Consider the following 25,155-nt stretch of genomic DNA (forward strand, 5'->3'; position numbering starts at 1 on the left):
TGCGCAACTTGCTAGTCGAATATAAGGACTTTTGGTTATAATAAAAAGGAATTATTAATTGTATCGGTTAGGAGCGCAGCACATATGAAAACAGTTGTTGTTATCGGTGGAGGTATAACGGGACTTTCTACTATGTTTTATTTAGAAAAATTAAAAAAGGATTATAATATCGATTTAAATTTAATTCTTATTGAGAAAGAAGAGTATTTAGGTGGTAAAATCCATAGTGTGGAAGAAAAGGATTTCATTATGGAGTCAGGGGCGGATTCAATCGTTGCTCGTAATGAACACGTTATGCCACTTGTAAAAGATTTAAATTTAGAAGATGAAATGGTATATAATGAAACAGGTATTTCTTACATATATTCTGAAAACATGTTACATCCGATTCCTTCTGATACTATATTTGGGATACCGATGAGCGTCCAGTCGTTGTTTAGCAGTACGCTAGTCTCAACGAAGGGGAAAATCGTAGCTTTAAAAGATTTCATAACGAAAAATAAAGAGTTTACGAAAGATACATCACTTGCTTTATTTTTAGAAAGCTTTTTAGGGAAAGAGTTAGTGGAAAGACAAATTGCTCCTGTGCTTTCAGGCGTATATTCTGGTAAATTGAATGAGCTTACAATGGCATCTACATTACCGTATTTACTGGATTATAAAAATAAGTATGGAAGTATTATTAAAGGTTTTGAAGAGAATAAAAAACAATTTCAATCAGCAGGAAATAAAAAATTCGTATCATTTAAAGGTGGACTATCTACGATAATTAATCGCTTAGAAGAAGTGCTGACTGAAACTGTCGTAAAAAAAGGTGTTATAACGACGGCTGTAAGTAAACAAGAAGATCGATATGAGATTTCTTTTGCAAATCATGAAACAATACAAGCTGATTATGTTGTTTTAGCAGCTCCACATGATATTGCACAAACTTTATTACAGTCTAATGAGTTAAATGAGCAGTTTAATACATTTAAAAACTCATCTCTTATAAGTATTTATTTAGGATTTGACATACTAGATGAACAACTACCAGCTGATGGTACGGGGTTTATTGTAACGGAAAACAGTGATTTACATTGTGATGCTTGTACATGGACAAGTCGAAAGTGGAAACATACATCGGGTAAACAAAAATTATTAGTTAGAATGTTTTATAAGAGTACCAATCCGGTATATGAAACAATCAAGAATTACAGTGAAGAAGAATTAGTACGAGTCGCTTTATATGATATTGAAAAGAGTCTCGGAATTAAAGGTGAACCAGAAGTAGTTGAAGTTACAAATTGGAAAGATTTAATGCCGAAATATCATTTAGAACATAATCAAGCGGTTCAAGCATTACAAGAAAAAATGACGAATCTTTATCCAAATGTATATTTAGCTGGTGCCTCATATTATGGTGTTGGAATTGGTGCGTGTATTGGAAATGGAAAGAATATAGCCAATGAAATAATGGATACATTAAATAAATAATACTGTAGAATAAATAAAAACTGTCCCTTCAGCAAAATGGAGGAACAGTTTTTATTTATTTTATTTGAATGGAAATTGTATTGTTTTTTGCATTGTTTTCTTTTATTGTTAATATTATTTCTCCAGACTCTTTAAATGAATACGGTGATAGTTGATAAATATCTTTTATATCAAGTTTTTCTTGTAATTTATTTACCGGTATTGATACGATATTTGGCTTCCATGTTTCTTGTTTTCCTGAAGGATATTCTATAAGTATTACCGGATTTTTTAACTTTATTGTTTTCCAAGAGACGAAATATAGTTGTACTTCTGTATCTTTTTTTAATAATTCTTCGGAGAAATAACCGAATTCGCCTACATTACCGAAAACAGTATAGTTTTGATTTTTTAATTTAATATCTAAATAACTAGGTTGATATGTTACTGCATGATAAGTTCCATATGAAAGTGAGAGTATGGCAGCGATTAAAATACCGATTGAAAATGTCTTAAAGCTATTGCCTTTAAAGCTAGTCATCATGAATGAGTTTGGTGTGAATTTTTTTGCGAATAAAAAAATAAGTAATATGAGTAAGAGGGATAAGCCGATGAATATATACATAGATTTTTACACCTCCATAGCGTAAAATGGATTAACTATATTTTACCATAAATGTATGGGTTAGGGTGGTTGTTTAGAAGGGAAAAATGAAGGAACAAATTCTTTACAGTTCTTGATAATTTAAAATTTGATTTATGAAAATTATAGCGTCATGTTTGAGTCGCAATCAGAAGGTATCCAATTCGTGTATATAGAATAAAGAGGGAATGCGCCATTAGAAATGTTTGACTTATGGAACAATAAGGACTTTACTAATTATACATATTTTTTCTGATATAATGAATGAGTAGAGAGAAAGGAGTGATCCTATGGCATTTCCTATATTAGAAACAGAACGCTTACGTTTAGTTGAAATAGAACAATCTTATTGTCAAAAAATATATGAAATCTTTTCATTGGATGAAGTGACGTGTTATTACGGTATGAATTCTTTTACGGAGTTTGGACAAGCTTCACGTATGATCGAATCTTTTTCAAAAAATTACTTTGAGAAAAAGGCAATACGATGGGGAATTGTGTTAAAAGAAACGAACGTTTTAATAGGAACAATTGGACTAAACAATTTACAATTATGGAGTAAACGATCTGAGATTGGATATGATCTGCATCCTCGTTATTGGGGAAATGGTTACGCTTCGGAAGCAGCTCGAGAAATTATTGATTATGGATTTAAAGATTTAGGTTTGTTTAGAATTGGAGCTATTACATATCCTGAAAATGATACTTCTTGTAGAATGTTATCTAAAATTGGCTTCCAAAAGGAAGGTCTATTGCGTGGATATATTCATCAAGGAAATAAGCAACACGATGCATTATTGTATTCTATAGTACGAACTGATATTGAGGACATAAATTTATAATAAAAAAAACCTCTTAATTAAAAGAGGTTTTTTTTATTATAAATTAACCTAATTTAGGTAATAAACGTTCTCCGCTTTTCATGCTACTTTTACATAAAGGGCATTTAGGCTCTTCTTCAAATGAAAAGTTCTTTCTCATCCATCCTAAACAATCCTCTGATTCACATTCCCAAACAGGGGTTTGTTCTGGTGGTACTTCTGCTACATCGTTCTTTCGATTGCGATACATGTAACCACTCCTTTTATGTAAAAAATTTTAGTTATATATTAAAAAGGTTGTTAACCTTGCTGGTAACAACCTTTTTATTGTTTGAATTATAGCTTTACAACGTTTTTAGCTTGAGGTCCGCGGTTACCTTCTTCAACTTCGAAACTAACTTCTTGACCTTCGTCAAGAGACTTGAAGCCGTCGCCAGTGATAGCTGAGAAGTGAACGAATACATCGTTACCGTCTGCAACTTCGATGAAACCGAAACCTTTTTCGCTGTTAAACCATTTTACTTTACCTGTTAATGTCATGGTAATGCCTCCTAAAAGTAGAAAAATTACAATATGATCGGCCTTATTTGAATGAAAATAAAAGTTCACATATTATCAAAAACCCATAAGGAATACAAAATGTCCCTGATTGATACTTGATAATATGCAAAGAAAATATAGTGTTAAATTGACCTTAATTACTATCTTACAACAAATGGTTGGAAATAGCAAGTGCTGGTAATACCACTGAGTAATCTGGGTGATAATAGTAAAGGCACAAAGGCACCTCTTTTATTTATATATTATTCCTAATTTGGATTTATGCAAAATCATGTAAGAAAAACTTAGAGTAAATATTAATATTGCATTTTTTATGGTAAAATATGGTTGTTAACTGTTAGTAGTTAAATATTATAAAAGGAGAAAAGAAAGTGAAAAATAATTCATTTATAATAATTGAAGCAGCAAAAGCAGGGAGAAAAAAGGTGCATCCAGTCTTTGCTGTAATATTAGCCATTATATTTTTGACTTTAGGCGAACTTTTTATGTTATTTATGTTATTTTTACCAAAAGCTGAAACGATATTCATGAAAGGTATTTATGACAATGTTAGAATGGTGTTAACGTTTGGCGGAGCTATATTTATTTTATTTATATGGGTTCGTTTTGTAGAAAAAAGACCTTTTTCATCCATTGGCTTTTGGAAAGAGAAATGGATGAGAAAGTATTTAAAAGGTGCGTTAATAGGGTTTGTATTTATTTCAACGCCAGTTATTCTACTATTATTATTGGGGAGTGTGAAATTGCAAGTACAACATATTACCTCAACAGTAATAGTAGGAATAGTAGGATCTCTAGTTGCATTTTTAATACAAGGGGCAACGGAAGAAATTATTGTACGAGGTTGGTTATTCCCGGTTCTTTCTGTTAGAAGTCGTATATGGGTTGGGATTGTTGTGACGTCTTTCTTATTTGGTTTTCTTCATTTACTTAATCCAGGTATTACAATTCTTTCAATATCGAATATAATATTAGTTGGTGTATTTGCAGCTTTTTACGTTTTAAAAGACAGTAGTCTGTGGGGGATTTGCGCATGGCATTCCATTTGGAATTGGGCACAATATAACGTCTACGGTTTTGCAGTTAGCGGGATGACCATATATTCAACTCCGCTATTTAAACCTGCAACAAATGGCCCTGAATTCCTTCATGGAGGCTCGTTCGGAATTGAAGGTAGTATCATTACAACAATCATGCTCACTATCGCTTCAATTGTTTTATGGAGAAAGTTATGGGGAAGAAAAGCGAAACAACGAAATTTTAGTTAATGAAAGAGGGGGAAACTATGGGGATAATAGCATTTGAGGGAGCAAGCGCTGTTGGTAAAAGTACCACGTGCCGTGAATTAGAAAAGAATTATGGTGCTTATATAATACCTGAAGTGAATTCTTTATTTGAAAGGCCAAAAAATGAACATAGAACATGGTATTTTGAAAAACAAGTTGAGCGCTGGAATATAGCTGTTCAGAAGTCAGAGCAATATGAATTAGTAATATTCGATGGGGATATATATCAACCACTTAGTTATAATTGGTGCTTTCATTTTGATATATTTAATCAGCCATTATCTTTAATAGAAAATTTTTATAAAGAAAAGATGATAAATAGGGAAATTGGTTTTCCGGATCAATATTTTTATTTATATACGAACGATGAAGAACTTAGAAAGCGGAAAGTATCTGATGAGACGAAAAGAAGAAGAAACTTTGAAAAACATTTACATATATCAAAATCGTTTCAGCGTTATTATGAAAATTTAAATACTGTTACAGATGGGTATTGTAAATTAATTGAGGCGAAAAGTGTAAGAAATAATGAATTAGAAATAGTGAGAAACTCAAAAAATTTGAATGTGTGTGAAGAAAGACGTTTTGATGTTTCGAGGTTAGATGCTATTACGAAGTGGTTAAAAGAAAATCATGCATAAAGTAAAAACAACGAGTGTTGTAGAACGCGCTCGTTGTTTTTTTGTTTCTTTATAAATATAAAGGAAAAATTTGTAGAATATTTTCATTATTTAACAGAATAATCTTTCAATTTTAAAGAAAAAGAAATACAATATGAGGAAGTATATATAAATAATATGATAGGGGATGCGATGCGATATTTTGAATGAAGTAACAGTTTTTATATAAGAAATAATTAGGTAGTCAGAACAGAGATATTTGGGAGGAAACAAGCGAGATGAAAACATTTTTGAAAATAATAGGTGTTATAGCTGGTATGGCGGTAATCGGAGTAGGTTTAACATATGGTATGCTGCATTATTTAAATAATAGTAAACCAGCTGCGAAAAAGGCATCACCAGCTGCTCCAGCAGTAGAAGTATTAGCTGATAGTAACGTAAAAGCAGAAGATGCAAAGCTTTTAGAAAATGGCAATTATTCATTGCCAAATAGTGGTTTTAATAAAAATTTTAAATGGACAGATGAGAACATACAGACAGCATTACATGAAATGGCACATCAAAAAGCGAAAGCTGATCAAAAGTGGGGCTATATTTTTATTACACAAGAGCGGATTGAAAGCTTAATTGATATTGTAAAGAGTAATGATCTTGTGCAGGGAAGTACATATGTAGAAATTTTAGAACGATGGAAACAAGGGAAATATGAAAAGGTTGATGGGGATCACAATAAGATTTGGAAATTACAAAGTGGGAATTTAGGAGAAGGAAAAGGAGTAATGTCGGAAGCTGAGCAAAAAGAATTAATTAATCAATTGTTTATGAACAAAGGTACATATTCAGGTAGTAAATTAATTGCAGGTGGCGGACAGACTAATAAATAATATACTAATTAATGTAAGAGAGTAATTGCTTATTAGGCAATTACTCTTTTTATATGTACTTCTTAATATCTTAATCTGGTTCAAGTAAGGAAAGAAACGACTGTAACACCGGGGAAATCCATCTGGATTTATGATAGATTACATGACTTTGAATAACGGATGGAGTTTCGATAGGCTGAAAACATAGTTGTTCTTTTTGACAACTTTCCTGTACAACGATATAAGGAAGAATTGAAATGCCTAACTCACACATGACGGATTGTTTAATGACTTCAACATTGGAAGTTTCAAATGTTTTAGCTGGAATATTTCCGCTTTGACGTAAAAAACGATCTACCATTGTCCTATAGCCGCAACTTTGTTCTGTAAAAATGAACTGAGTTTCCTGTAATAACTGGAATGGATTTGTATGTGCAGCGGAATAAGCTGGTAAAATCCATCCAAATGTTTCATTACTAAAAGTACGCGTAATAAAATCATTATGTTCTATACTTTCTCCAATTATGAAGACAACGTCTGTTTCTCCTTCACGTAATTTTTGTAATGCTTGTTCATTTGTGTTTGTTTCAAGTACGATATTTACTTTCGGATTTTTCTGTTTGTAAGTACGTAATAATTGTGGTAATCGGTATACCGCTAATGATTCATTAGATGTAATACTTAATGTACCTTCTAAATAATCTGTATTTTGGGGGATTTCTTGCGCTTTTTCATATATTGAAAGTAATTCTAATGCGTAAGGATGAAATTGATGACCTGCTTTTGTAAGTAGCACTTTTTTCCCTAACCGATCGAAAAGAGGAATATGTAAATCGTTCTCTAAAGCTTTCATATGTGCTGTAACAGTAGATTGCGCATAACCTAGCGCGTGCGCAGCTTTAGAAAAATTACCATACTTCACAATGGCGCAAAATGTTTTAACATGTCTCATTTCCATAAGCGATCCCTCTTTTATTATCATGATTTGTGAATGATTATATCATGTATTTTAATTTTCCAAATGATTAAATTTTGTATAAAATGAAATTGTAGAAATATTCATTCAGGTGATATTGGAGGAGAACAGATGATCAAAAAGGGCTATCATGTAGCTGTTGTTGGGGCTACAGGTGCGGTAGGGCAAAAAATTATTGAACTGTTAGAGAATGAAATGAAGTTTAATGTAGTTGAAGTTACATTGCTTTCGTCAAAACGATCCGCTGGTAAGAAAGTAAGATTCAAAGGACGAGAGATAATTATACAAGAGGCAAAAACAACTAGCTTTGAAGGTGTAGATATTGCCTTTTTTAGCGCTGGGGGAGAAGTATCTAGACAATTTGTAACTCATGCAGTTTCTAGTGGTGCGATTGTAATTGATAACACAAGTGAGTACCGAATGGCACAAGGTGTACCGCTCGTTGTTCCGGAAGTGAATGCGCACACTTTAAAACAGCATAAAGGTATCATTGCAGTTCCAAATTGTTCAGCATTACAGATGGTAACAGCACTTCAGCCGATTCGAAAATCATTTGGTTTAGAAAGAATTATCGTTTCAACATATCAAGCTGTATCGGGTTCTGGCATTCATGCGATTCATGAATTACGAGAGCAGGCTAAGTCTATACTTGCAGGTGAAGAAGTGAAGAGTGATATATTACCGGTGAAAAAAGATAAAAAACATTATCCAATAGCATTTAATGTACTGCCTCAAGTAGATATATTTACAGACAATGATTTTACTTTTGAAGAAGTCAAAATGATTCAAGAAACGAAGAAAATATTAGAAGATGAAAACCTGAAAATGGCAGCTACTTGTGTACGTGTTCCAGTTGTATCGGGGCATTCAGAATCGGTTTATATAGAACTGGAAAAAGAAGCAAGCGTTGCGGAAATCAAGGGAATACTAATGGATGCACCAGGTGTTATTTTGCAGGATAACCCTAGTGAACAGCTGTATCCAATGCCATTATATGCAGAAGGGAAAATAGATACATTTGTCGGAAGAATACGTAAAGATCCTGATACGCCAAACGGATTCCACCTCTGGATTGTTTCCGATAACCTATTAAAAGGTGCGGCTTGGAATTCAGTTCAAATCGCAGAGACTTTAGTGGAAAAGGGGATACTTTAATATAGTTTAAAAAACTGGGGAATCGTTAATGATTCCCCAGTTTGTATTTCATAATTGTTTTCTTTATTTCGGCCAACTTTAATTAAAATTAGTCGTTATTGAATTTTTATAAATATCTACTTTATGTGCAGTGAAGCGTAAGGTTTTGGATTCTGCATGAATTGTAAGATTAATAATAATCGATAACGGCATTTCGACCGTTTTCACAATATCTTCTATAGCAATATACTCATTTTTTGCTTCCTTATAATAAACAACAGAACGAATTACGGCCTCGTCACCTTCAATATCAATTTCACACATCATAGGGAATTTTTCACCATTATGTAAGAATAATTCGCCTAGTACGATTGAACCGTTTAATTCTTCTGTAAAATTAGTAGTTGCCGCTGGTTTTACCCATGTTTCGTCATGTTCTTCGTTTTCCTCTTCATCTATTGCCCATTCCCAAATGGGGTTTTGTTTTAGGTCCTCAATAGTTAATTTATCAATTGGTTTGCAACTACTCATACATAAATTCTCCTTTTATTTTGATAAATAAGTTTTTTGATTTCATGAATTAGATGATTGCTTATAAGTGGGTTTAACAAAGTATTTTGCTCATTTGATATCCAAACTACTTTATTTTGAAATAAAGCTATTACAGCAATATTAACAAAACTTTAATTGTCTAGTAAATAATTATTAGTGGAGATATTAAAATGGGATGGTGTTAAAGAAAGATAGTAAAAAACATCAAGGATGAATGAAATCCATTTGTTACGATATGGATATATCCAATGTGAGGGGGAGTTTGATGTATCAAGTAAAGGGGTATTTTTCATCATTAAAAGGAAGTTATTATGAGATTGGAAAGCAACAAGGGGAATTCGTGAAACAAAATCCGTATCTCATCCCGCAATTTATACACGAAGAAAATGTAATATCTAATAACCATTGGACAGAATCGAGAAATATACTAAACAAACATTGTCCAGGCATAAATGAAGAAATTGAGGGGTTTTGTGAAGTGTTAAAAATTCCTTCAAAAAATATGATGTATTACTATCAAACACTATTGAAAGCAGGTTGTAGTCATTGTGCAGTATTACCTAAAAAGACCGATTTAGAGCACACATATGTATTAAGGAATTATGATTTGTCACCAGTAATAGATGATATGCGTTTTTGTTCAACTCATGTTGAAGGTGCGTATGCACATAGTGGCTTTTCTACTCAATATTTTGGCCGAACGGAAGGGATAAACGAGCATGGATTAGCTGTTACATTTTCAGCATGTGGTCAACCAGTAGGAAATATTGCAGGTTTAAGAAAGCCAATGGTGAGTGGTTTACAATGTTTTGCGGTAATTCGATTGTTGTTGGAGAAATGTAAAAATGTGCAGGAAGCTAAGTTACTAATAGAAGAAATCCCAATTGCTAGTAATATTAATTTAATAATAGCTGATCCTTTAAATGCAGCATATATTGAAATATTTGACGGTCATAAATCCACAATAACGATTGATGGTGAAAAACAAGCTTTTATTGTATCAACAAACCATGCAGTTAGTTCATCAATTCAGAAATTAAATAATAGGAAATTAGAACAATCAACAAAGAGATATCACCTTTTACATGAGCATTTAAATAGATGTGAACAAGTAAGCATAGAGTCTTTAAAAAAGTTAGTAGAAGAAGAATATCCTGCTGGACTTACTGTGCATAACTATGAAGAATGGTTTGGAACTTTACATTCTGTATTATTCGATTTACATGATCGTACAATGAAGATTTGTTTCGGATCACCACTTTTAAACGACTGGTATTCATTGAAAGTTGGAGGAAGTATGCCGTTTTCTGAGGTGAACGTGAACTTTAAAAATAAAACTTATACTGACTTTTGGAAGGAAGATAAGAATGAATTGATACCTAAAAGATAAATGGGATAAGATGGTGATGTAAAGAGTGCATTTATACTGGAGGGATTATCAATACTAAAAGTTACGTTACCATTTGTTCTTATCTTTTTTCTTGTCATTGCGATGTATATTGCTTATCAAAAGAGAAAAAAGTCTGGGATAAAAGGATTGAAAAGTGCGGTAACTTCTATTTGTTTCTTTTCACTTGCAATCTTAAATATGTTTGCATATTGGTTTCATTTTGGCGGTGCTTTTACTTTGTTATTTTCAATTGTATTATTGCTAGTTGGTGCATATTTTACTAAATATATTCCAATATCTAAAAAGGTACATTAAAGTTTATAAGAGTTAAATATAATGTTTACTTTGTTTTGAAAAGAGATTATTCTACTAAATTGTTGTGAAACGGTTTCATAGGATAATCTCTTTTGTTTAGTTTTGGAAAGAACGTACTGTGATTTTTAGTTGCTCAATAAATTCTCGAGTTGCAGCACACATATATTTATCTTTTCTATAAATTAGCCCTATTTCAATTATTGGAGTAGGGTTTTCTATTTTAATAGCTTGAATGTTTTTATTTTGTAAAAAGTCTATATATGGTTTGGGTAACACTGTAATTCCCATTCCTTTGGAAACCATTTGGATTAAAGATTCCATCGTACTAATTTCTAAAATTGGCCTTGGTTTAAAGTTTAACTTTTGACAATGAGATGTAATTAGTTCGGTTAAAAAGAAATTTTTAGGTAAAAGAATTAAAGGGTAGTTCTGTAATTCAGCAATAGATACATGATTACGTTCAGCTAATCGATGACCAGTGGGCACGACCAATGTAAGATGGCTTTTGTATAGAGGGATGGAGATAATCTCTTTATCTTGCACCGGGAGAAATGTAATTCCAATATCTAGTTCGTTTTGTAATAATTTTTCACGAATATCTCCTGTACGAAGCCCTAATACAGAAAGCTCTATATTAGGATATAAATTATTAAAATTTAAAATAGCTGGTGGTAGTAAATAATTTACGACGGTTAACAAAGCCCCTATTGTTAAGGAACCTTGCTGTAATCCGTTTAGGTCTTGAATAGCTGAACGAGCTTGTTCGACTTCATGAAAAATGGTTTTACTATGTGATAATAAAACCTTCCCTGCTTCAGTTAAAGATATTTTTTTACCAATTCGATCGAAAAGTGGCATTCCTACTTCATGCTCTAATGCACGTATTTGTTGACTTAGTGAAGGCTGTGAAATATTTAATTTCTCAGCTGCTTTTGTGAAATGTAATTCTTTTGAAACAGCTAAAAAGTATTCAAGTTGTCGTAATTCGATTGGAATCACCTCAAGTATAATAATAGATTATACCTATCATTATTATATAAATAATTGAATTGAACAATGATTTTAGAGGTTTTATAATCATCTTTATATAACAGAGAGGTTTGTAAAAATTAATCGAGAGAAAATACATGTAACACCTTTAAAGGAGGAAATAGAATGGCTAATGAATATCAATTATTATCTTTAAATATAGGATTACCAAAAGAGGTTACATACGGCGGAAAAGTAATTCATACAGGCATAAATAAGAAACAAGTAAAGGAACCGGTATATTTATCCTTTGTAAAATTTAATGGGGATGGACAAGCTGACTTAGTTCATCATGGAGGAGTAGATAAAGCAGTTTGTGTTTATACTGGTGATCACTATCCATATTGGGAAAAAGAATTGAATCAAGATTTTGTATATGGGGCTTTCGGAGAAAATATAACAGTTAGTGGTATGCGCGAAGAGGATGTTTGTATTGGTGATACGTTTGAGCTAGGACAGGCAATCGTACAGGTAACACAACCAAGGCAACCTTGTTTTAAATTAGCAAAAAAATATAATATTCCAAAGTTACCACTATATTTTCAAGAAACAGGATATACAGGATTTTATTTTCGTGTATTAAAAGAAGGATGGGTATCATCAGTCGATACCTTAAAAAAACTACAGTCTGATCCAAAAGGTGTTTCAGTAGCGTTTGCTAATCGTATCATGCATAAGGAAAAACAAAATATTGAAGGGGTAAAAAGGATATTAGAAGTAAATGCACTTTCATGTAGTTGGAGAAAGTCTTTTGAAAAGCGTATAAGTGGAGAAGAAATTAATACGAAGGAAAGACTTGAAGGAATAAAAGACTAAAAATATTTTATTATAAATAGTGTATTTCTATTAGTAAAAGCTAATTAGAAAGCGCTATTTTTGTATAATAAACTAATTAATATCCAAAAATCTTAATATCGTTTTATTCGACTTATTTTCAAATAGTCAAAACATAAAATTAATTAGACTTTTTTTTTATGTTTTGTGATAGTATATTGATTGGTAAGACCTCTATTTTTAAGAGTAGGTCATATAAGTATATCTAATTTAATGGAATTTAACATTTGGAGGTACAACATGGGGAATGTTGAAAAATTGGCAAGTCTTCTAATAGAAGAACCGAAAAGAGAGCAGTTATTTCCTTTATTTGAAGAAGTGTTTGGAATTACAACTCAACCATTGAATGATTTTTCGGATAAAGGATATTGGGGTGATACATATAAAGCTTTATCATTTTTACAAGAAGATAAAGTGATTGCAAATGTTGCGGCATTTTCACTCCCATTATTAATTAATGGTGAAAAAATAAATGCAGCGGGTATTCAATCAGTAATGACACACCCTAATTTTCGTAGACAAGGGTTAATGACACAATTAATGGGTAAAATGATAGAAGAAATCGATAAGAAATGTGAATGTGCATTATTGTTTACGGAAAACCCTGAACTATATACAGCATTTGGATTTAAAGTTGTGCAGGAATATTTGATGACTATACCATATGATAAAAATATTAATAATAACGATTCACTACTTAAAAAGTTAGATTACTATAATATAGAGAATAGACAGTTAATACATGAAACTATTGATAGTAGCCAAAGACTTTCAAATAGTTTTTCAACTTTAAACTTCCATCCTTCATTTTATTTGAATATGTATGATTCGGAATGGAATGAGAAATTGTATTATTCAGAGAAACTAGATGCTCTAATCGTTTATGAAGTAGAAAATGAAAAGTTGAAATTATTTGGAGTATTTGCGCCAGTACTTCCGGTTTTAGATGAATTATGTGGAGAAATCAATGAAAGGTTTACGGAAATCGAATTTTATTTTTCTCCGGATCAATTAGGGGTTGAGGAAGTACAGTTTACAGAAGTACAGTCTAGCAAGTATTTAATGGTTCGAAGTGATAAAGAGTTAGATTTTAAAGGTTATAAATTCCCAGTATTAGCGGAGTTTTAAATGTCTATATAAATGCTTTATTATGGAGGAGCTATGAATATATCGTATATACCAGAACATATTGAGCAACTCACTATAATGAATGTACCTGAATACTATAAAATTAATGATAATCATGCGTTTATTGTCCGTTCGAAAGCAGAAACTGATTTTTGGCTTAAAACACATTATGGTTTTGAAGTAATGAATGGTCATGTATTTTATAATGAGATGATGACAGACTTTCAAGCTGAAGTTCAGTTACGTATGAATCCAAATTCAAAATTCGATCAAGCAGGTCTTTTTGTTATGATTTCGGAGAACTGTTGGCTAAAAACATCTTTAGAATATATCCCCGAAGGGCCATCTCACTTAGGTGCTGTCGTAACGAATAATGGATATTCTGATTGGTCAACGCAAGATTATCCAACTGAAGCAGCTAAGCAACAACTTCGTTTTCGAATTATTCGAAAACGCGGTGATTATACAATATATGTGAAAAAGAGACATCAATGGGAACAAATAAGAATCGCTCATTTAATGGAGGATATAGGAAATGAGCCTATTAAAATAGGTTTTTACACGTGTAGTCCTTCTAAAAATAAGGGATTTGAGACTGAGTTTTTACATTTTACAATTGAAGAATTATAGATGAAAAACCGTATTCTTTTCATTAAGAATGCGGTTTTTGTATTTACATAATATAAAGCATATGTATTGACCAGAAAGTCATTAATACTTATCATTTAATAATGTTAAATATTAATTTACATAATATAATAGAAGTAATGAAGAAATTACAAAAAATATCGCTTAAATAAGGAGGGATATGAATTATTCAGTGGTAATTTCATGGGAAAAGGAGACTATGTATGAAATCATTTCGTAAGTTATTACAGTATTTAAAACCATACATGTTCTTCGCTATTATTGGACCGCTATTTATGGTACTTGAGGTTGCGATGGACTTAATTCAACCGACTATTATGCAACATATCATTGATGTTGGGATTGCAAATCGGGATTTAAATTATGTAATAAAAATGGGGCTTCTTATGATAGGAGCAGCAGCACTCGGTTTAGTTGGAGGGCTTGGGTGTATGATGTATTCTACAAAAGCAGCTGTTAATTTCGCTACAGACATACGAAAAGATGTGTTTGCGAAAATAGAAACATTTTCTAGTAATAATCGTGATTCATTTGGAACAGGTAAATTATTAACGATCGTGACGAATGATATCACTTCCATTCAATCAGCAATGACGATGACATTACGTGTTCTCGTTCGTGGTCCGCTGTTATTTATCGGAAGTATAATTATTGTTTTTGTAACAGCAAGAGAGTTATTTCCAATATTACTTGTAGTTGTTCCGATTTTATTACTTGCGATTATTTTAATTGCAAGTAAAGCAAGTGGTACATTTAAAAAGGTGCAAGAGGCATTGGACAAAGTGAATACAAAGTTACAAGAAAATTTATCTGGTGTACGTGTTATAAAAGCGTATGTAAGACAAAAATATGAAATCGCTCAATTTGGAAGTGTAAATACAAATTTAACGAAGATAAATATTCGAGCTGTGCAGCTTATTTCTTTAATGATGCCAATCATTATGCTAGTTGTAAGTGGCGGGATTGTCGCAACATTATGGATTGGTGGAGAAAAAGTATTCAATGGAACGCTTCAAGTAGGAGCGATTTTGGCATTTATTAATTACTTGAATATCATTTTAATGTCACTTATGTCGATTAGCATGGTATTTATTCAAATTGCGAGAGCTTTTCCATCTGCGGATCGTGTACAGCAAGTGTTAAATACCGAGGTTGATATAATAAGCGAAGCGAATGCAATCGAACTTGAGAAAATCGAGGGGAATATCGAATTTAAAAATGTTAGTTATAGCTATACGAAAAATAATGAATACGTTTTAAAAGATATTTCGTTTAACATACAAAAAGGTGAAAAAGTAGGGATTATTGGATCAACTGGAAGTGGTAAATCTACCTTAGCGAAACTGTTACCACGTCTATATGATGTGGATCAAGGTGAAATATGTATAGATGGAATAGATGTTAAAACATATGATTTGCAAAAACTCCGTGCTTCAATAGGGTTTGTACCTCAGAAGGCTTTGTTGTTCTCAGGTAGTATAGAAGAGAATTTACGTTATGGTAAAGAAAATGCAACACATGATGAGCTGGAAGTAGCAGCTGCATCAGCTTGTGCGACTGAGTTTATCAATAAGCTGGAAGAATCTTATCAATATAATTTAACACAAGGTGCGACAAATCTATCAGGTGGACACAAACAACGTGTATCAATTGCAAGGGCACTTGTGAGAAAACCACCGATTCTCATATTAGATGATTCTACATCAGCAGTTGATGCAAAATCAGAGGCTACTATTCAAACAGCTTTAAAAACAAAATATAAAGGCACAACGACTTTATTAATCGCGTCCAAAATTTCTTCCATAATGGATGCGGATAAAATACTTGTATTAGATAATGGTGAATTAGTTGGCAATGGTACACATGAACAATTGTTAGAACGAAGTGAGGTTTATCAGGAAATTTATCTTTCCCAAGGTGGTAATTTGCATAAAGAAGGTGGGGAAGAACATGCGTAATTTTCAAGGGCAATTTGCTAATAAAGGTGGACGAAACAAACCAAAGATGGGGAAAGCTAAAAATGCTCAAGGAACTGTAATGCGGATATGGAACTATATGGGCTACCAAAAAGCTGCTCTTATGTTTGTTATATTTCTAGTCGTTGTTACTACTTTACTTGGATTATTAGGTCCCTATTTTATGGGGGTCATTATTGATCAATATATTGTACCGAAAGATTTAAGTGGTACAGCAAGAATGTGTATGTTACTTATCGCAATTTACGGTGTAACTGTACTTTTAACATGGTTACAAACATTTGTCATGATTAACGTTGCATTAAAAACAATTCAAAAAATACGACAAGATATTTTTGAGAAAATCCAAACGCTTTCTTTACGGTTCTTTGATGTGCGTTCCCAAGGTGATTTAATGAGCCGTGTGACAAATGATATAGATAATTTGAATCAAGCTTTGACACAAAGTGTTGTACAAATTATTTCATCAGCGTTAACTTTTATAGGTGTAACGATTGCGATGTTCGCTTTAAATTGGATTTTAGCAATTGTAACTTTAATTACAGTACCTATTATGTTTTACGTTACAAAAAAACTAGTTGCATATAGTGGTAAAAACTTTGCGAAGCGTCAAAAAGATTTAGGTGAATTAAATGGATTTATTGAGGAAGCAATTACAGGTGCGGATGTTACAACGTTGTACGGAAAAGAAAAAGAAACTGTACAAAATTTCAATAAAATTAATGAACAGCTAAGAGTTTCAGCTACGAAGGCTGATACATTTTCAGCTTTTATTTTTCCAAGTATGAACTTTATTAATAATTTAGGTATGGGCCTTGTCATTGGGACTGGATCAGTTATGGTCTTAAACGGAATGACAACAGTAGGAGTTATTGCGGCTTTTATTAATTATTCTCGTCAATTCTCAAGACCGCTAAGTCAATTTGCGACTTTAATGAATACAATTCAAGCGGCAGTTGCTGGTGGAGAACGTGTTTTTGAAATTATGGATGAGGTACCAGAAATTCAAAATAAAAAAGACGCATTCGTTGTACAAAATTTACAAGGGCATGTTGCACTTGAGAATGTTTCATTTGGCTACGCAGAAAATAAAACGATTTTAAAAGAAGTGAGTCTTAAAGCGCAGCCAGGAGAGACAATTGCTTTAGTTGGTCCGACTGGATCAGGGAAAACAACAATCATTAATTTATTAACTCGCTTTTACGATATACAGCAAGGACAAATTCATATTGATGGAAAAGATATAAAAGATTATGATATTAATTCTTTACGAAGTAAAATAGGAGTAGTTTTACAGGATACGTATTTATTTGCTGGTTCGATTATGGATAATATCCGTTATGGACGCTTAGATGCTACTGATGAAGAAGTTATCACTGCAGCTAAGGCAGCATCTGCACATTCTTTTATTAAGCATTTGCCAAATCAATATGAAACAGAAATTGCTTCAGAAGGATCGAATTTAAGTCAAGGACAAAAACAACTTCTAGCGATTGCACGAGCAATTTTAGCAGATGCAGATATATTAATTCTCGATGAAGCGACATCAAATATTGATACAAGAACAGAATTACAAATACAAGCAGGACTAAATAATTTAATGAGAGGTCGCACAAGTTTTGTGATCGCTCATCGACTTAAAACAATTGAAAAAGCAGATCAAATTCTTGTTATAAAAGATGGAAATATTTTAGAAAGAGGGAATCATGAATCTCTCATGGAAGATAGAGGGTTTTATTTTGATTTGTATACGAGCCAGTTTAAAATATAGTAAAAGCATTGATATGTTGCGGTTTCTCTTGAGAGGAGAAACCGTATTTTTATATTTGTAAATGTTACTATTCGAATGGTCTTTCACTACATATTTTAACAGCATCCCCTTGTATTCTAGGAAAAACATGTGAATAACGATTTAATGTTATGAACATATCTTTATAACTGAAGTGTTTACTTACAGTCTTTGGATGTATACCTTGTTTCAAAAGTAGCGTAGCATGTGTATAACGTAAATCATAAAATCGAACTTTAAAAATTGGAATTTAAATAAAAAGAGCGCTGTTAAAAGCGCTCTGAGACAAATCATATATTTAGAGAGGAGTCAAGATAATATATGGATATTGTGTGAGAATGTTGTAGGTTTTAATGAAAAATAAAGCACACATATAAGTGTGCTTTTATGAACGCTTTAGATTTGTATGACTATATAGTCATACAATAAAATATGCTTGTTTAATATAAATGTGTGTCAAATCTATAAAAAGATATTGTGTATAAGGAACAATAAATGTTAATTAGCCAAGTCTTTTGTTTTTATCCTGCTATTTGCCGGGTAGTAAGACCCCCACCTCAAAATTCAGCAGAAGCAAAGAAGTTAGGTGGGGGCTGGACTGCCCGTAAAGTCCGATTGGTGAGGGCTGATTAAAGTTTCACTTTATTAACGAATTTGTGCAACTGTTAACGCTGCAGAACGAATATCTACTGTACCTATTACTTCAACGGGGACAATTTGAATTAAATCACCAGGGTTTAAGTTAATTAGAATGACACCACTTGATACATCGACTTCACCAGTTCCTATAATATTAGAACGGACTGCGGTTCCGGATCCTGCAATAACATTAGTCGATGAATTTAATGTCAAGAAAAAGCGTGCTGCTTCCGGGGCTAATGGAAGGTTATCAAGGCTGATCGTTAATGTATAGCTAATTTGATAAATACCAGCTACCTGAATTTTAATACCAGTTCCAGTACTAATTGTATCATTGATTACAGGGACAGTAATATTAGGATTTGGGCCTGTACTAGGTAATAGTAGTGGTGTAAATAATGTTGCGAATTGAGGTGAAGTAGCATTGAAGGCAAAACCTAGGGCAGGTAGTGTACTAGGTGCGTGTGCTTCACAATTAAAATTAGCGAATTTACGAATGGATGAGCGCATATTTTCACTCCTTTCTTGTATTTAGATTTCGTGAGTATTAACTTCACATTTTGGACAAGCATAATACAATATATGAAAATTTATAGTAGATAGTGCACAAGCTTCACTATTACGAATAAAGCAATGAATAATAATAAATACTATATGGAAAAGCAGTTAGCTAACTGCTTAGTAGGTTCTCCAAGAGCAAATAGGCGCAAAATTATTGCACTCTCAAAAAGATCAATACAGATAAGTGCTCTTTTTGAGAGTGAGTATAAATTTCTATCATTCTATCTAGTATTTGCACTGTATTATGTAGTTGCTACTAAAATTGATGTGAATTTTTAAAATTAGAGGTTTCTTTTAATGAAACCTCTAAAAAGACAACTAAATTTACGTTATAGTAAATTCAATTGCGATAGGAGTGCCTCCATCTAGGACTGCTCCTCCTACAATAGTAGCAGCTGTAGTAGTCACACCAGTAATAGTATCACCTGTTTGAATAACACCATTAATATAAAGTGTTAAAAAGGCATAAGAAGCAGGGAATGTTGTTACAGCACCAGTGTCATCAGTGAAGTCTGTGTTAGCAAAAGTTAAATCTGCTCCAGCAGCAGTTCCTGTTGCTGCTGTACTTACAAATCGTCTTCCTGCTATAAAAGGTTTAACGATAGGCATTTATATTCACCCCTTTTTGAGAATTAACTTAGACAAGTTTTTTGAAAGTTTTGTCCTGTATCGTATATTATGCTGTGCTTCTACTAAGAGATACGGCTTGTATACTAGTAAATAAATATAATTATTATGCGTTTTATAAGTTAGGTTCTTATAAGTAATTAAGTGGTTAAGGTTGGATTTTGTATATGGTATGTTTATGTTAAAAAAGAGAGCTCTTTTAGAAAGAGCTCTTAATCAAATTATTATCTTAGTGTTGGAGGGAAACTGGCGGCCTCAGTGACAGATGGTAGAAATAATTTACGTGGTATTGTAATAAATTCAAGCGCAATTTGCTTTGGATAAAAAAGTATTTGAGTTAAATCTAGAGCATGTATTAATAGTATCATGAAGCTTGTAAGAATGATAAAACTACCCCAAAAGAAACTTTTTGAAGTGTTGCGGAAATCTTTTATTAAAGAAAAGAATGAAAAAAATGCGGTAACAATGAGAATAAAAAATTTATACTTATCAGCCATTGTGATCCTCCTAAAGAACAGTAATTTATATTATATCGTATTTTTCAATATTATTATAAAAAGATTTTAAAGTGAATAATAAGAAAAAAAATAAAGCCATAACTTAAAATCTTAGTTTAGGTTCTATTGTTTGAATTCTTTGTTTTAGAAGGTATAAAATCTGAAATTGAAAATTTTCCAAATGAACTACCATTTTTTATTTCTGATCCAACATCAAGTGCTTAATGAAATGGTATGAAAGATTATAGGCTAGTGATACGAGATTAAATAAGAGGAATTTCCGTGCAGCAAGAGTTCTAGCTCAGATTTCTACTAGAGAAAAGTATTTAGTTGGAGTTGGTATGTTAATAAAAAACGGATGGATGTCGAAACTAAATATTCATGACATTAAGGACAAAGATCAGGAAATATAATTTGGTATTCTGGGAATAACCGGAGATCCGTAGTTAAGGTTGCATAGTATTTGTATTTTTTTTCTAATTTTTCAATTGTTGTTAAGTGATGAGAACCTAATCCGCGTCGTACACTATGTTGAGAAAGAGTAGGCCCGATTTGTAATTTTCGTTTTTTCATTGCATCGTTCCATGGACTATAAAAAAATTTAAAAATAAAAGCAGGTTCCATGTAAATGCTATAAGGATAATGCGAACCATGTCTCCCGACTCTATAGTTCCCGTGCGAATTATTGTGAATTAATCTACCGTTAAGATATAGTTGGTTTGGATTAGGTTGAATTATTATGCCGTGATAACGTTGTTTAACAAGCGGAGAGCTATATCTTGGATTAGTGTAGCCATGAGTCGGTTCATCAATCATCATAATCATTCTTATTGAAAACATATTGCCGCCCATAGTGTTAAGTGATTTGAAAAATTGTTCTTTATTATAACAGCACAGGAATTCTGTCGTATTCAATACCATTTTCCATCCTGTAATTTCTCTTTCAATTTCCATAACTTCTTGATCAACTAAATAAGCATCAAATTCGAATGATTTTGAGTTTCGTATTTCCCAATTAGGAGCGAATGTTTTACAGATTTCAACTGAACGATCAGTGGATCCACGGTTAATAAGAATGCCATGATCAAATAGCTTTGTATGGTGCATTAACCACCACGGAAGTAAATATTCTTCATTGTAAAAATGAGAAATTAAAGTAGTCTTAATCAAAATCACCTCCGTATTTAACCTGCTTCTTATTTAATATAATATGGAAGGAAACCTATTGTTAGAAGGTTTCCTCTTAAAAGTTTTAAACCACATAGGGTATGTGGATGGATTAGTATGTAAAGTAGTCTGAATGATAAAGAGTGGTATTAAAAAGTACAAAATCTAAAATGAGCATCGAATTAGTGTATAACGATTGAAACGGCACTGAAAACTAATAAAACAGCCATAATGATGTTAAATAATTGATTATGTTTTAATAAAAGTTTTTGGAACATGGAACCAAAAAGGCTCCAACTAAATGTACTCAGTAAACCGACTATACCTAGAAATAATGAGAAAAGTAGAAAACTTGAATATGAATTGTAGTAAGGGAGTATAAAAGTAGAGACTACTGTGAGTCCGAATAATATTCCTTTAGGGTTAATAAATTGAAGGAAAATACCCACTGTAAATAAGTTTTTATTATTTTTTTCATTGTGACCGGCACCGCCTTTACTAGTAATTATTTTAAAGGCTAAATATAGCATATACGCGACACCTAAAATTTTTAAAGGAAATTCAATTATAGGGATAATATTAATTAATACAATATTAAAGAAACTGCATAAAGAAGTGAGGATGAAAAAACCGAATGCTACTCCAAAGCAAAAGTTTATGCTTCTCTTTAATCCATGTTGATTTGCGTATGTCATAGCTAAGAAATTGTTGGGACCAGGTGTGAAGCTACTTATAAATACAAATAACAAAAAAGAAAATATAGGCATTTCAAAACCCCCTATTTTTTGTGTGTTATAATGACCGAAAAGAACAATATAACGTGTGCTTTTTATTATACATAACGGTCGTTATATTGTATACAGTGTAGGAGTGTTTTTTATGGAAGAAATTCAACTTATTCTGGCAAAAAATTTAAAATCAATACGTGAAAAAGAAAAATTAAGTTTAGAAAAGGTCTCTCAATTAACAGGTGTAAGTAAAACAATGATTGGACAGATAGAAAGAGGAGATTCAAGCCCGACACTAACAACAATATGGAAAATTGCTAATGGTTTGAAAGTATCATTTACCTCTTTAATTAATAATCCACAGCCTGATACGAAAGTAGTTTTACGAAATGATGTTCAAGTATTGTCTGAAGACAATGGGAGATATAAGGTGTATCCCTCATTTCCTTTCCAAGATAATAGGAATTTTGAAATCTATATGGTTGAAATTGATACAGAAGGGAAATTAAGTTCAGAAGCGCATAAAGAAGGAACAGAAGAGTTTATAACGGTATTTGAAGGGAAATTGACAATTGACATAAACGATTGTCAATATACGTTAAATAATGGAGACTCAATTCGCTTTAAGGCGGATAGACCGCATACTTATACTAATTCAGGAAGAACATTAACGCGGTTAAGTATGACTATTTATTATCCAGCTTTATAAGCTGGCAATAATATAAAGAGTAAATGTGTATTGTTAAAACCATCTATAAGAGATGGTTTTATTTTTTGAATATAAAAAAAGACACTCAATTGAGTGTCAATATAGTATTGCTCTCGCGTATAGGATTGGAGATGTTCCTCAAATACATATTGAGATGGTCTGTAAAGAAGAAACGATCTTCATCTTTAATGTAACACCGACATGGGGGAAGTGTAAATTGATAATATATATACGGAAAATTTAGTATAGATGTTTTCTACTATGGATATAGTACAATTTATTTTTATTACGTCATCACTCTCGTAATATTTACCAATTGAGTATTTAGATTGTTTATTATAAAAAGAATGAATCATTTTTTAATCAATTCGTATAATTGTAAGAGAGGCACCTGTTGATCCACCTCCAACTAAATTCACGACAGATAATATACCAAATAATTGTAGTGAAATTGTATTACCAGCATTTAAATTAGTAATTAAATTATTACTATAATTTGAAGTTGATAAAGCGGGAGAAAAAATAGAGCCAGGAATTGGCGTAGAAGCGTTTAATAGTAGTCTAGTTCCAGCAAGTAGAGCGGTTGTCGTATTAACTTGATAGGTTAAATGATATCTTCCAGTTACAGGAATTGTAAATACGTCATTTGAAGCGTTAACTGTAAAATTACCAAGACTTTGGTTATTTGAAAGTGGAATGTTTGTTCCTCCTAATATGACTGAAACAGGACCACCTGATGTATTATTAGCGAACATAGAGTTTGTTGTAACGATAGACCCAGTACTTCCGGTAGACCCAGTACTTCCGGTAGGCCCAGTACTTCCGGTAGATCCAGTACTCCCGGTAAGCCCAGTACTTCCAGTAGGCCCCGTAGGTCCAGTAAGCCTGTAAGGGAAAATAATGTCAAGGGCCATTGACATTATTTCTTTTTTTCTAATTTCATTATCATCTTGAATATAAATCACCTCATCTTTTTAAATAAGAATGTAATAGATTTAGTACTTTTTAAATAGAATGATTAATTTATTATATTAATTAAAGCGGTTATAGCAACGGTAAAATGTTTAATATATGTAATAATTCTTTGGGAAGAAAAAAGAGAATAGTTATAAAGTTATTCTTTAATGATAGGGTCATAATGATGTGTATGAATTAAAAAACATGTGGAATGAGGTATTAAATTGAAACGCAATGACAATTTATCATTGAATAAGGGGATGATAGGCCCAGAAAATATTGGACCTACATTTCCGATTCTGCCACCAATTTATATTCCAACCGGAGCAACAGGCCCGACTGGAATAACGGGGCCGACCGGAGAAACGGGGCCGACCGGAATAACAGGCCCAACCGGAGTAACAGGCCCAACCGGAATAACGGGACCAACCGGAGCAACGGGCCCGACTGGAATAACGGGACCAACCGGAGCAACAGGCCCAACCGGAATAACGGGCCCGACCGGAGCAACAGGTCCAACTGGAGAAACGGGCCCGACTGGAATAACGGGACCAACCGGAGCAACAGGCCCAACCGGAATAACGGGCCCGACCGGAGCAACAGGTCCAACTGGAGAAACGGGCCCAACCGGAGAAACGGGGCCGACCGGAGTAACAGGCCCGACTGGAATAACAGGCCCAACCGGAGCAACAGGCCCGACTGGAATAACGGGCCCGACCGGAGCAACAGGTCCAACTGGAGAAACGGGCCCGACTGGAATAACGGGACCAACCGGAGCAACAGGTCCTACCGGGGGGATTGGCCCTATAACAACCACCAATTTGTTATATTACACTTTTGCGGATGGAGAGAAGCTTATATATACAGATGCTGACGGGATACCCCAATATGGTACAACGAATATTTTGTCTCCTAGTGAAGTTTCTTATATTAATTTGTTTGTTAATGGAATACTGCAGCCACAACCATTATATGAAGTGAGTACTGGTAAATTAACTTTATTGGATACGCAACCACCATCGCAAGGATCTTCAATTATATTACAATTTATTATTATTAATTAAAAGGACAGATCCTTAATGAAAAGGAATCTGTCCTTTTTGTTTTATATTTAAATAGTTAAAATTAAGTGAAGGTACATTCAATTTCTAGCTGTCATAAATGGTTGAATGATAGGAATTTTAACTTCAATTCTTTTCATAGTGTATTGGAATAAAATATAAAATGAATTTTTCAATATAGTATATGAG

Annotated in this window: 27 protein-coding genes; 15 read left to right on the forward strand and 12 right to left on the reverse strand. The window is 32.7% G+C overall.

Going from position 1 to position 25,155, the window contains the following annotated elements:
- Positions 1-84: 84 nt before the first annotated feature.
- A complete protein-coding gene (locus tag BC_RS11790) occupies positions 85-1,476 on the forward strand; it encodes a protoporphyrinogen oxidase (protein WP_000860348.1) in 1,392 nt (463 codons plus the stop codon).
- A 55-nt stretch (positions 1,477-1,531) separates the two neighbouring features.
- Here the strand turns inward: BC_RS11790 and BC_RS11795 are convergent, their stop codons facing one another.
- Positions 1,532-2,080 carry a hypothetical protein gene (locus BC_RS11795; RefSeq protein ID WP_000275239.1) on the reverse strand — a complete coding sequence of 183 codons (549 nt, stop codon included), beginning with the start codon at positions 2,078-2,080 and terminating at the stop codon, positions 1,532-1,534.
- Positions 2,081-2,388: 308 nt separating this feature from the next.
- Between BC_RS11795 and BC_RS11800 the strand changes: the two genes are divergently transcribed.
- On the forward strand, positions 2,389-2,940 hold the full coding sequence (locus BC_RS11800; RefSeq protein ID WP_000885396.1) for a GNAT family N-acetyltransferase: 552 nt from the start codon (positions 2,389-2,391) through the stop codon (positions 2,938-2,940).
- A 43-nt stretch (positions 2,941-2,983) separates the two neighbouring features.
- On the opposite strand, the gene BC_RS11805 is transcribed toward BC_RS11800, so the two are convergent.
- Both BC_RS11805 and cspD read right to left on the reverse strand, forming a co-directional pair.
- On the reverse strand, positions 2,984-3,169 hold the full coding sequence (locus BC_RS11805; protein ID WP_000286203.1) for a cold-shock protein: 186 nt from the start codon (positions 3,167-3,169) through the stop codon (positions 2,984-2,986).
- A gap of 86 nt (positions 3,170-3,255) precedes the next feature.
- Positions 3,256-3,459 (reverse strand): cold-shock protein CspD, encoded by a 204-nt coding sequence (gene cspD / locus BC_RS11810; protein WP_000176366.1) that lies wholly within the window; start codon positions 3,457-3,459, stop codon positions 3,256-3,258.
- A 392-nt stretch (positions 3,460-3,851) separates the two neighbouring features.
- On the opposite strand from cspD, the gene BC_RS11815 reads away from it, so the two are divergent.
- The 3 genes from BC_RS11815 (at position 3,852) to BC_RS11825 (ending at position 6,270) form a co-directional block, all read left to right on the forward strand.
- Entirely contained in the window at positions 3,852-4,748 is an 897-nt protein-coding gene (locus tag BC_RS11815) for a CPBP family intramembrane glutamic endopeptidase (RefSeq protein ID WP_000794819.1), read from the forward strand.
- Complete coding sequence (locus BC_RS11820; protein ID WP_002195492.1) at positions 4,748-5,407, forward strand: AAA family ATPase; 660 nt, start codon at positions 4,748-4,750, stop codon at positions 5,405-5,407. The genes BC_RS11815 and BC_RS11820 overlap by 1 nt, the downstream gene beginning before the upstream one ends.
- A 257-nt stretch (positions 5,408-5,664) precedes the next feature.
- Positions 5,665-6,270, forward strand: coding sequence for a PRK06770 family protein (locus BC_RS11825; RefSeq protein WP_000846980.1), 606 nt, complete (start codon positions 5,665-5,667; stop codon positions 6,268-6,270).
- Positions 6,271-6,340: 70 nt separating this feature from the next.
- On the opposite strand, the gene BC_RS11830 is transcribed toward BC_RS11825, so the two are convergent.
- Positions 6,341-7,207: a LysR family transcriptional regulator gene (locus BC_RS11830; RefSeq protein ID WP_000425897.1), complete on the reverse strand. Its 867-nt coding sequence runs from the start codon at positions 7,205-7,207 to the stop codon at positions 6,341-6,343.
- 129 nt (positions 7,208-7,336) lie between these two features.
- Here BC_RS11830 and BC_RS11835 point away from each other — a divergent pair, with 129 nt between their 5' ends.
- Entirely contained in the window at positions 7,337-8,380 is a 1,044-nt protein-coding gene (locus tag BC_RS11835; protein WP_000591716.1) for an aspartate-semialdehyde dehydrogenase, read from the forward strand.
- A gap of 78 nt (positions 8,381-8,458) precedes the next feature.
- Here BC_RS11835 and BC_RS11840 read toward each other — a convergent pair whose 3' ends face one another.
- Positions 8,459-8,890 carry a hypothetical protein gene (locus BC_RS11840; RefSeq protein ID WP_000093107.1) on the reverse strand — a complete coding sequence of 144 codons (432 nt, stop codon included), beginning with the start codon at positions 8,888-8,890 and terminating at the stop codon, positions 8,459-8,461.
- A 286-nt stretch (positions 8,891-9,176) separates the two neighbouring features.
- Between BC_RS11840 and BC_RS11845 the strand changes: the two genes are divergently transcribed.
- Together BC_RS11845 and BC_RS11850 are read left to right on the forward strand one after the other, a co-directional pair.
- Positions 9,177-10,301 carry a C45 family autoproteolytic acyltransferase/hydolase gene (locus BC_RS11845; RefSeq protein WP_000285230.1) on the forward strand — a complete coding sequence of 375 codons (1,125 nt, stop codon included), beginning with the start codon at positions 9,177-9,179 and terminating at the stop codon, positions 10,299-10,301.
- A gap of 51 nt (positions 10,302-10,352) precedes the next feature.
- Positions 10,353-10,616 (forward strand): hypothetical protein, encoded by a 264-nt coding sequence (locus tag BC_RS11850; RefSeq protein ID WP_033685113.1) that lies wholly within the window; start codon positions 10,353-10,355, stop codon positions 10,614-10,616.
- A gap of 96 nt (positions 10,617-10,712) precedes the next feature.
- On the opposite strand, the gene BC_RS11855 is transcribed toward BC_RS11850, so the two are convergent.
- Positions 10,713-11,615, reverse strand: a complete 903-nt coding sequence (locus BC_RS11855) for a LysR family transcriptional regulator (RefSeq protein ID WP_000612250.1) — start codon at positions 11,613-11,615, stop codon at positions 10,713-10,715.
- A 156-nt stretch (positions 11,616-11,771) separates the two neighbouring features.
- On the opposite strand from BC_RS11855, the gene BC_RS11860 reads away from it, so the two are divergent.
- From BC_RS11860 to BC_RS11880, 5 genes are all read left to right on the forward strand, one after another.
- Positions 11,772-12,461, forward strand: coding sequence for an MOSC domain-containing protein (locus tag BC_RS11860; protein WP_001262990.1), 690 nt, complete (start codon positions 11,772-11,774; stop codon positions 12,459-12,461).
- A gap of 258 nt (positions 12,462-12,719) precedes the next feature.
- Entirely contained in the window at positions 12,720-13,607 is an 888-nt protein-coding gene (locus tag BC_RS11865; RefSeq protein ID WP_000528670.1) for a GNAT family N-acetyltransferase, read from the forward strand.
- 33 nt (positions 13,608-13,640) lie between these two features.
- Complete coding sequence (locus tag BC_RS11870; protein WP_001027672.1) at positions 13,641-14,237, forward strand: DUF1349 domain-containing protein; 597 nt, start codon at positions 13,641-13,643, stop codon at positions 14,235-14,237.
- 221 nt (positions 14,238-14,458) lie between these two features.
- On the forward strand, positions 14,459-16,213 hold the full coding sequence (locus tag BC_RS11875; RefSeq protein WP_000834781.1) for an ABC transporter ATP-binding protein: 1,755 nt from the start codon (positions 14,459-14,461) through the stop codon (positions 16,211-16,213).
- Positions 16,206-18,002: an ABC transporter ATP-binding protein gene (locus tag BC_RS11880; RefSeq protein ID WP_001243544.1), complete on the forward strand. Its 1,797-nt coding sequence runs from the start codon at positions 16,206-16,208 to the stop codon at positions 18,000-18,002. The genes BC_RS11875 and BC_RS11880 overlap by 8 nt, the downstream gene beginning before the upstream one ends.
- Before the next feature lie 663 nt (positions 18,003-18,665).
- On the opposite strand, the gene exsF is transcribed toward BC_RS11880, so the two are convergent.
- The 5 genes from exsF to BC_RS11905 form a co-directional block, all read right to left on the reverse strand.
- A complete protein-coding gene (exsF, locus tag BC_RS11885) occupies positions 18,666-19,169 on the reverse strand; it encodes an exosporium protein ExsF (protein ID WP_001257867.1) in 504 nt (167 codons plus the stop codon).
- A 375-nt stretch (positions 19,170-19,544) separates the two neighbouring features.
- A complete protein-coding gene (locus BC_RS11890; RefSeq protein WP_001123247.1) occupies positions 19,545-19,829 on the reverse strand; it encodes a DUF4183 domain-containing protein in 285 nt (94 codons plus the stop codon).
- A 242-nt stretch (positions 19,830-20,071) separates the two neighbouring features.
- Positions 20,072-20,344 carry a hypothetical protein gene (locus tag BC_RS11895; RefSeq protein WP_000774115.1) on the reverse strand — a complete coding sequence of 91 codons (273 nt, stop codon included), beginning with the start codon at positions 20,342-20,344 and terminating at the stop codon, positions 20,072-20,074.
- Positions 20,345-20,731: 387 nt separating this feature from the next.
- Positions 20,732-21,514: a glycosyltransferase family 2 protein gene (locus BC_RS11900; RefSeq protein ID WP_000598280.1), complete on the reverse strand. Its 783-nt coding sequence runs from the start codon at positions 21,512-21,514 to the stop codon at positions 20,732-20,734.
- A 179-nt stretch (positions 21,515-21,693) separates the two neighbouring features.
- Positions 21,694-22,278: a LysE family transporter gene (locus BC_RS11905; RefSeq protein WP_001121273.1), complete on the reverse strand. Its 585-nt coding sequence runs from the start codon at positions 22,276-22,278 to the stop codon at positions 21,694-21,696.
- A 55-nt stretch (positions 22,279-22,333) separates the two neighbouring features.
- Between BC_RS11905 and BC_RS11910 the strand changes: the two genes are divergently transcribed.
- Positions 22,334-22,948, forward strand: a complete 615-nt coding sequence (locus BC_RS11910; RefSeq protein ID WP_113732221.1) for a helix-turn-helix domain-containing protein — start codon at positions 22,334-22,336, stop codon at positions 22,946-22,948.
- Positions 22,949-23,307: 359 nt separating this feature from the next.
- Here the strand turns inward: BC_RS11910 and BC_RS11915 are convergent, their stop codons facing one another.
- Positions 23,308-23,913 (reverse strand): collagen-like triple helix repeat-containing protein, encoded by a 606-nt coding sequence (locus BC_RS11915; protein WP_000639392.1) that lies wholly within the window; start codon positions 23,911-23,913, stop codon positions 23,308-23,310.
- Between the two features lie 216 nt (positions 23,914-24,129).
- Here BC_RS11915 and BC_RS11920 point away from each other — a divergent pair, with 216 nt between their 5' ends.
- The gene (locus BC_RS11920) at positions 24,130-24,969 is read left to right on the forward strand and encodes a DUF4183 domain-containing protein (protein ID WP_011110088.1); all 840 of its coding nucleotides are present in this window, start codon (positions 24,130-24,132) and stop codon (positions 24,967-24,969) included.
- Positions 24,970-25,155 lie beyond the last annotated feature (186 nt).

This window comes from Bacillus cereus ATCC 14579 (assembly GCF_000007825.1).
Lineage (GTDB): Bacteria > Bacillota > Bacilli > Bacillales > Bacillaceae_G > Bacillus_A > Bacillus_A cereus.

What these genes read in the sequence shown, in the direction of transcription:
- BC_RS11790 (WP_000860348.1), top strand. Translation starts at nt 85, where the DNA reads ATGAAAACAGTTGTTGTTATCGGTGGAGGTATAACGGGACTTTCTACT.
- BC_RS11795 (WP_000275239.1), bottom strand. Translation starts at nt 2,080, where the DNA reads ATGTATATATTCATCGGCTTATCCCTCTTACTCATATTACTTATTTTT.
- BC_RS11800 (WP_000885396.1), top strand. Translation starts at nt 2,389, where the DNA reads ATGGCATTTCCTATATTAGAAACAGAACGCTTACGTTTAGTTGAAATA.
- BC_RS11805 (WP_000286203.1), bottom strand. Translation starts at nt 3,169, where the DNA reads ATGTATCGCAATCGAAAGAACGATGTAGCAGAAGTACCACCAGAACAA.
- cspD (WP_000176366.1), bottom strand. Translation starts at nt 3,459, where the DNA reads ATGACATTAACAGGTAAAGTAAAATGGTTTAACAGCGAAAAAGGTTTC.
- BC_RS11820 (WP_002195492.1), top strand. Translation starts at nt 4,748, where the DNA reads ATGAAAGAGGGGGAAACTATGGGGATAATAGCATTTGAGGGAGCAAGC.
- BC_RS11825 (WP_000846980.1), top strand. Translation starts at nt 5,665, where the DNA reads ATGAAAACATTTTTGAAAATAATAGGTGTTATAGCTGGTATGGCGGTA.
- BC_RS11830 (WP_000425897.1), bottom strand. Translation starts at nt 7,207, where the DNA reads ATGGAAATGAGACATGTTAAAACATTTTGCGCCATTGTGAAGTATGGT.
- BC_RS11835 (WP_000591716.1), top strand. Translation starts at nt 7,337, where the DNA reads ATGATCAAAAAGGGCTATCATGTAGCTGTTGTTGGGGCTACAGGTGCG.
- BC_RS11840 (WP_000093107.1), bottom strand. Translation starts at nt 8,890, where the DNA reads ATGAGTAGTTGCAAACCAATTGATAAATTAACTATTGAGGACCTAAAA.
- BC_RS11845 (WP_000285230.1), top strand. Translation starts at nt 9,177, where the DNA reads ATGTATCAAGTAAAGGGGTATTTTTCATCATTAAAAGGAAGTTATTAT.
- BC_RS11860 (WP_001262990.1), top strand. Translation starts at nt 11,772, where the DNA reads ATGGCTAATGAATATCAATTATTATCTTTAAATATAGGATTACCAAAA.
- BC_RS11865 (WP_000528670.1), top strand. Translation starts at nt 12,720, where the DNA reads ATGGGGAATGTTGAAAAATTGGCAAGTCTTCTAATAGAAGAACCGAAA.
- BC_RS11870 (WP_001027672.1), top strand. Translation starts at nt 13,641, where the DNA reads ATGAATATATCGTATATACCAGAACATATTGAGCAACTCACTATAATG.
- BC_RS11875 (WP_000834781.1), top strand. Translation starts at nt 14,459, where the DNA reads ATGAAATCATTTCGTAAGTTATTACAGTATTTAAAACCATACATGTTC.
- BC_RS11880 (WP_001243544.1), top strand. Translation starts at nt 16,206, where the DNA reads ATGCGTAATTTTCAAGGGCAATTTGCTAATAAAGGTGGACGAAACAAA.
- exsF (WP_001257867.1), bottom strand. Translation starts at nt 19,169, where the DNA reads ATGCGCTCATCCATTCGTAAATTCGCTAATTTTAATTGTGAAGCACAC.
- BC_RS11890 (WP_001123247.1), bottom strand. Translation starts at nt 19,829, where the DNA reads ATGCCTATCGTTAAACCTTTTATAGCAGGAAGACGATTTGTAAGTACA.
- BC_RS11895 (WP_000774115.1), bottom strand. Translation starts at nt 20,344, where the DNA reads ATGGCTGATAAGTATAAATTTTTTATTCTCATTGTTACCGCATTTTTT.
- BC_RS11905 (WP_001121273.1), bottom strand. Translation starts at nt 22,278, where the DNA reads ATGCCTATATTTTCTTTTTTGTTATTTGTATTTATAAGTAGCTTCACA.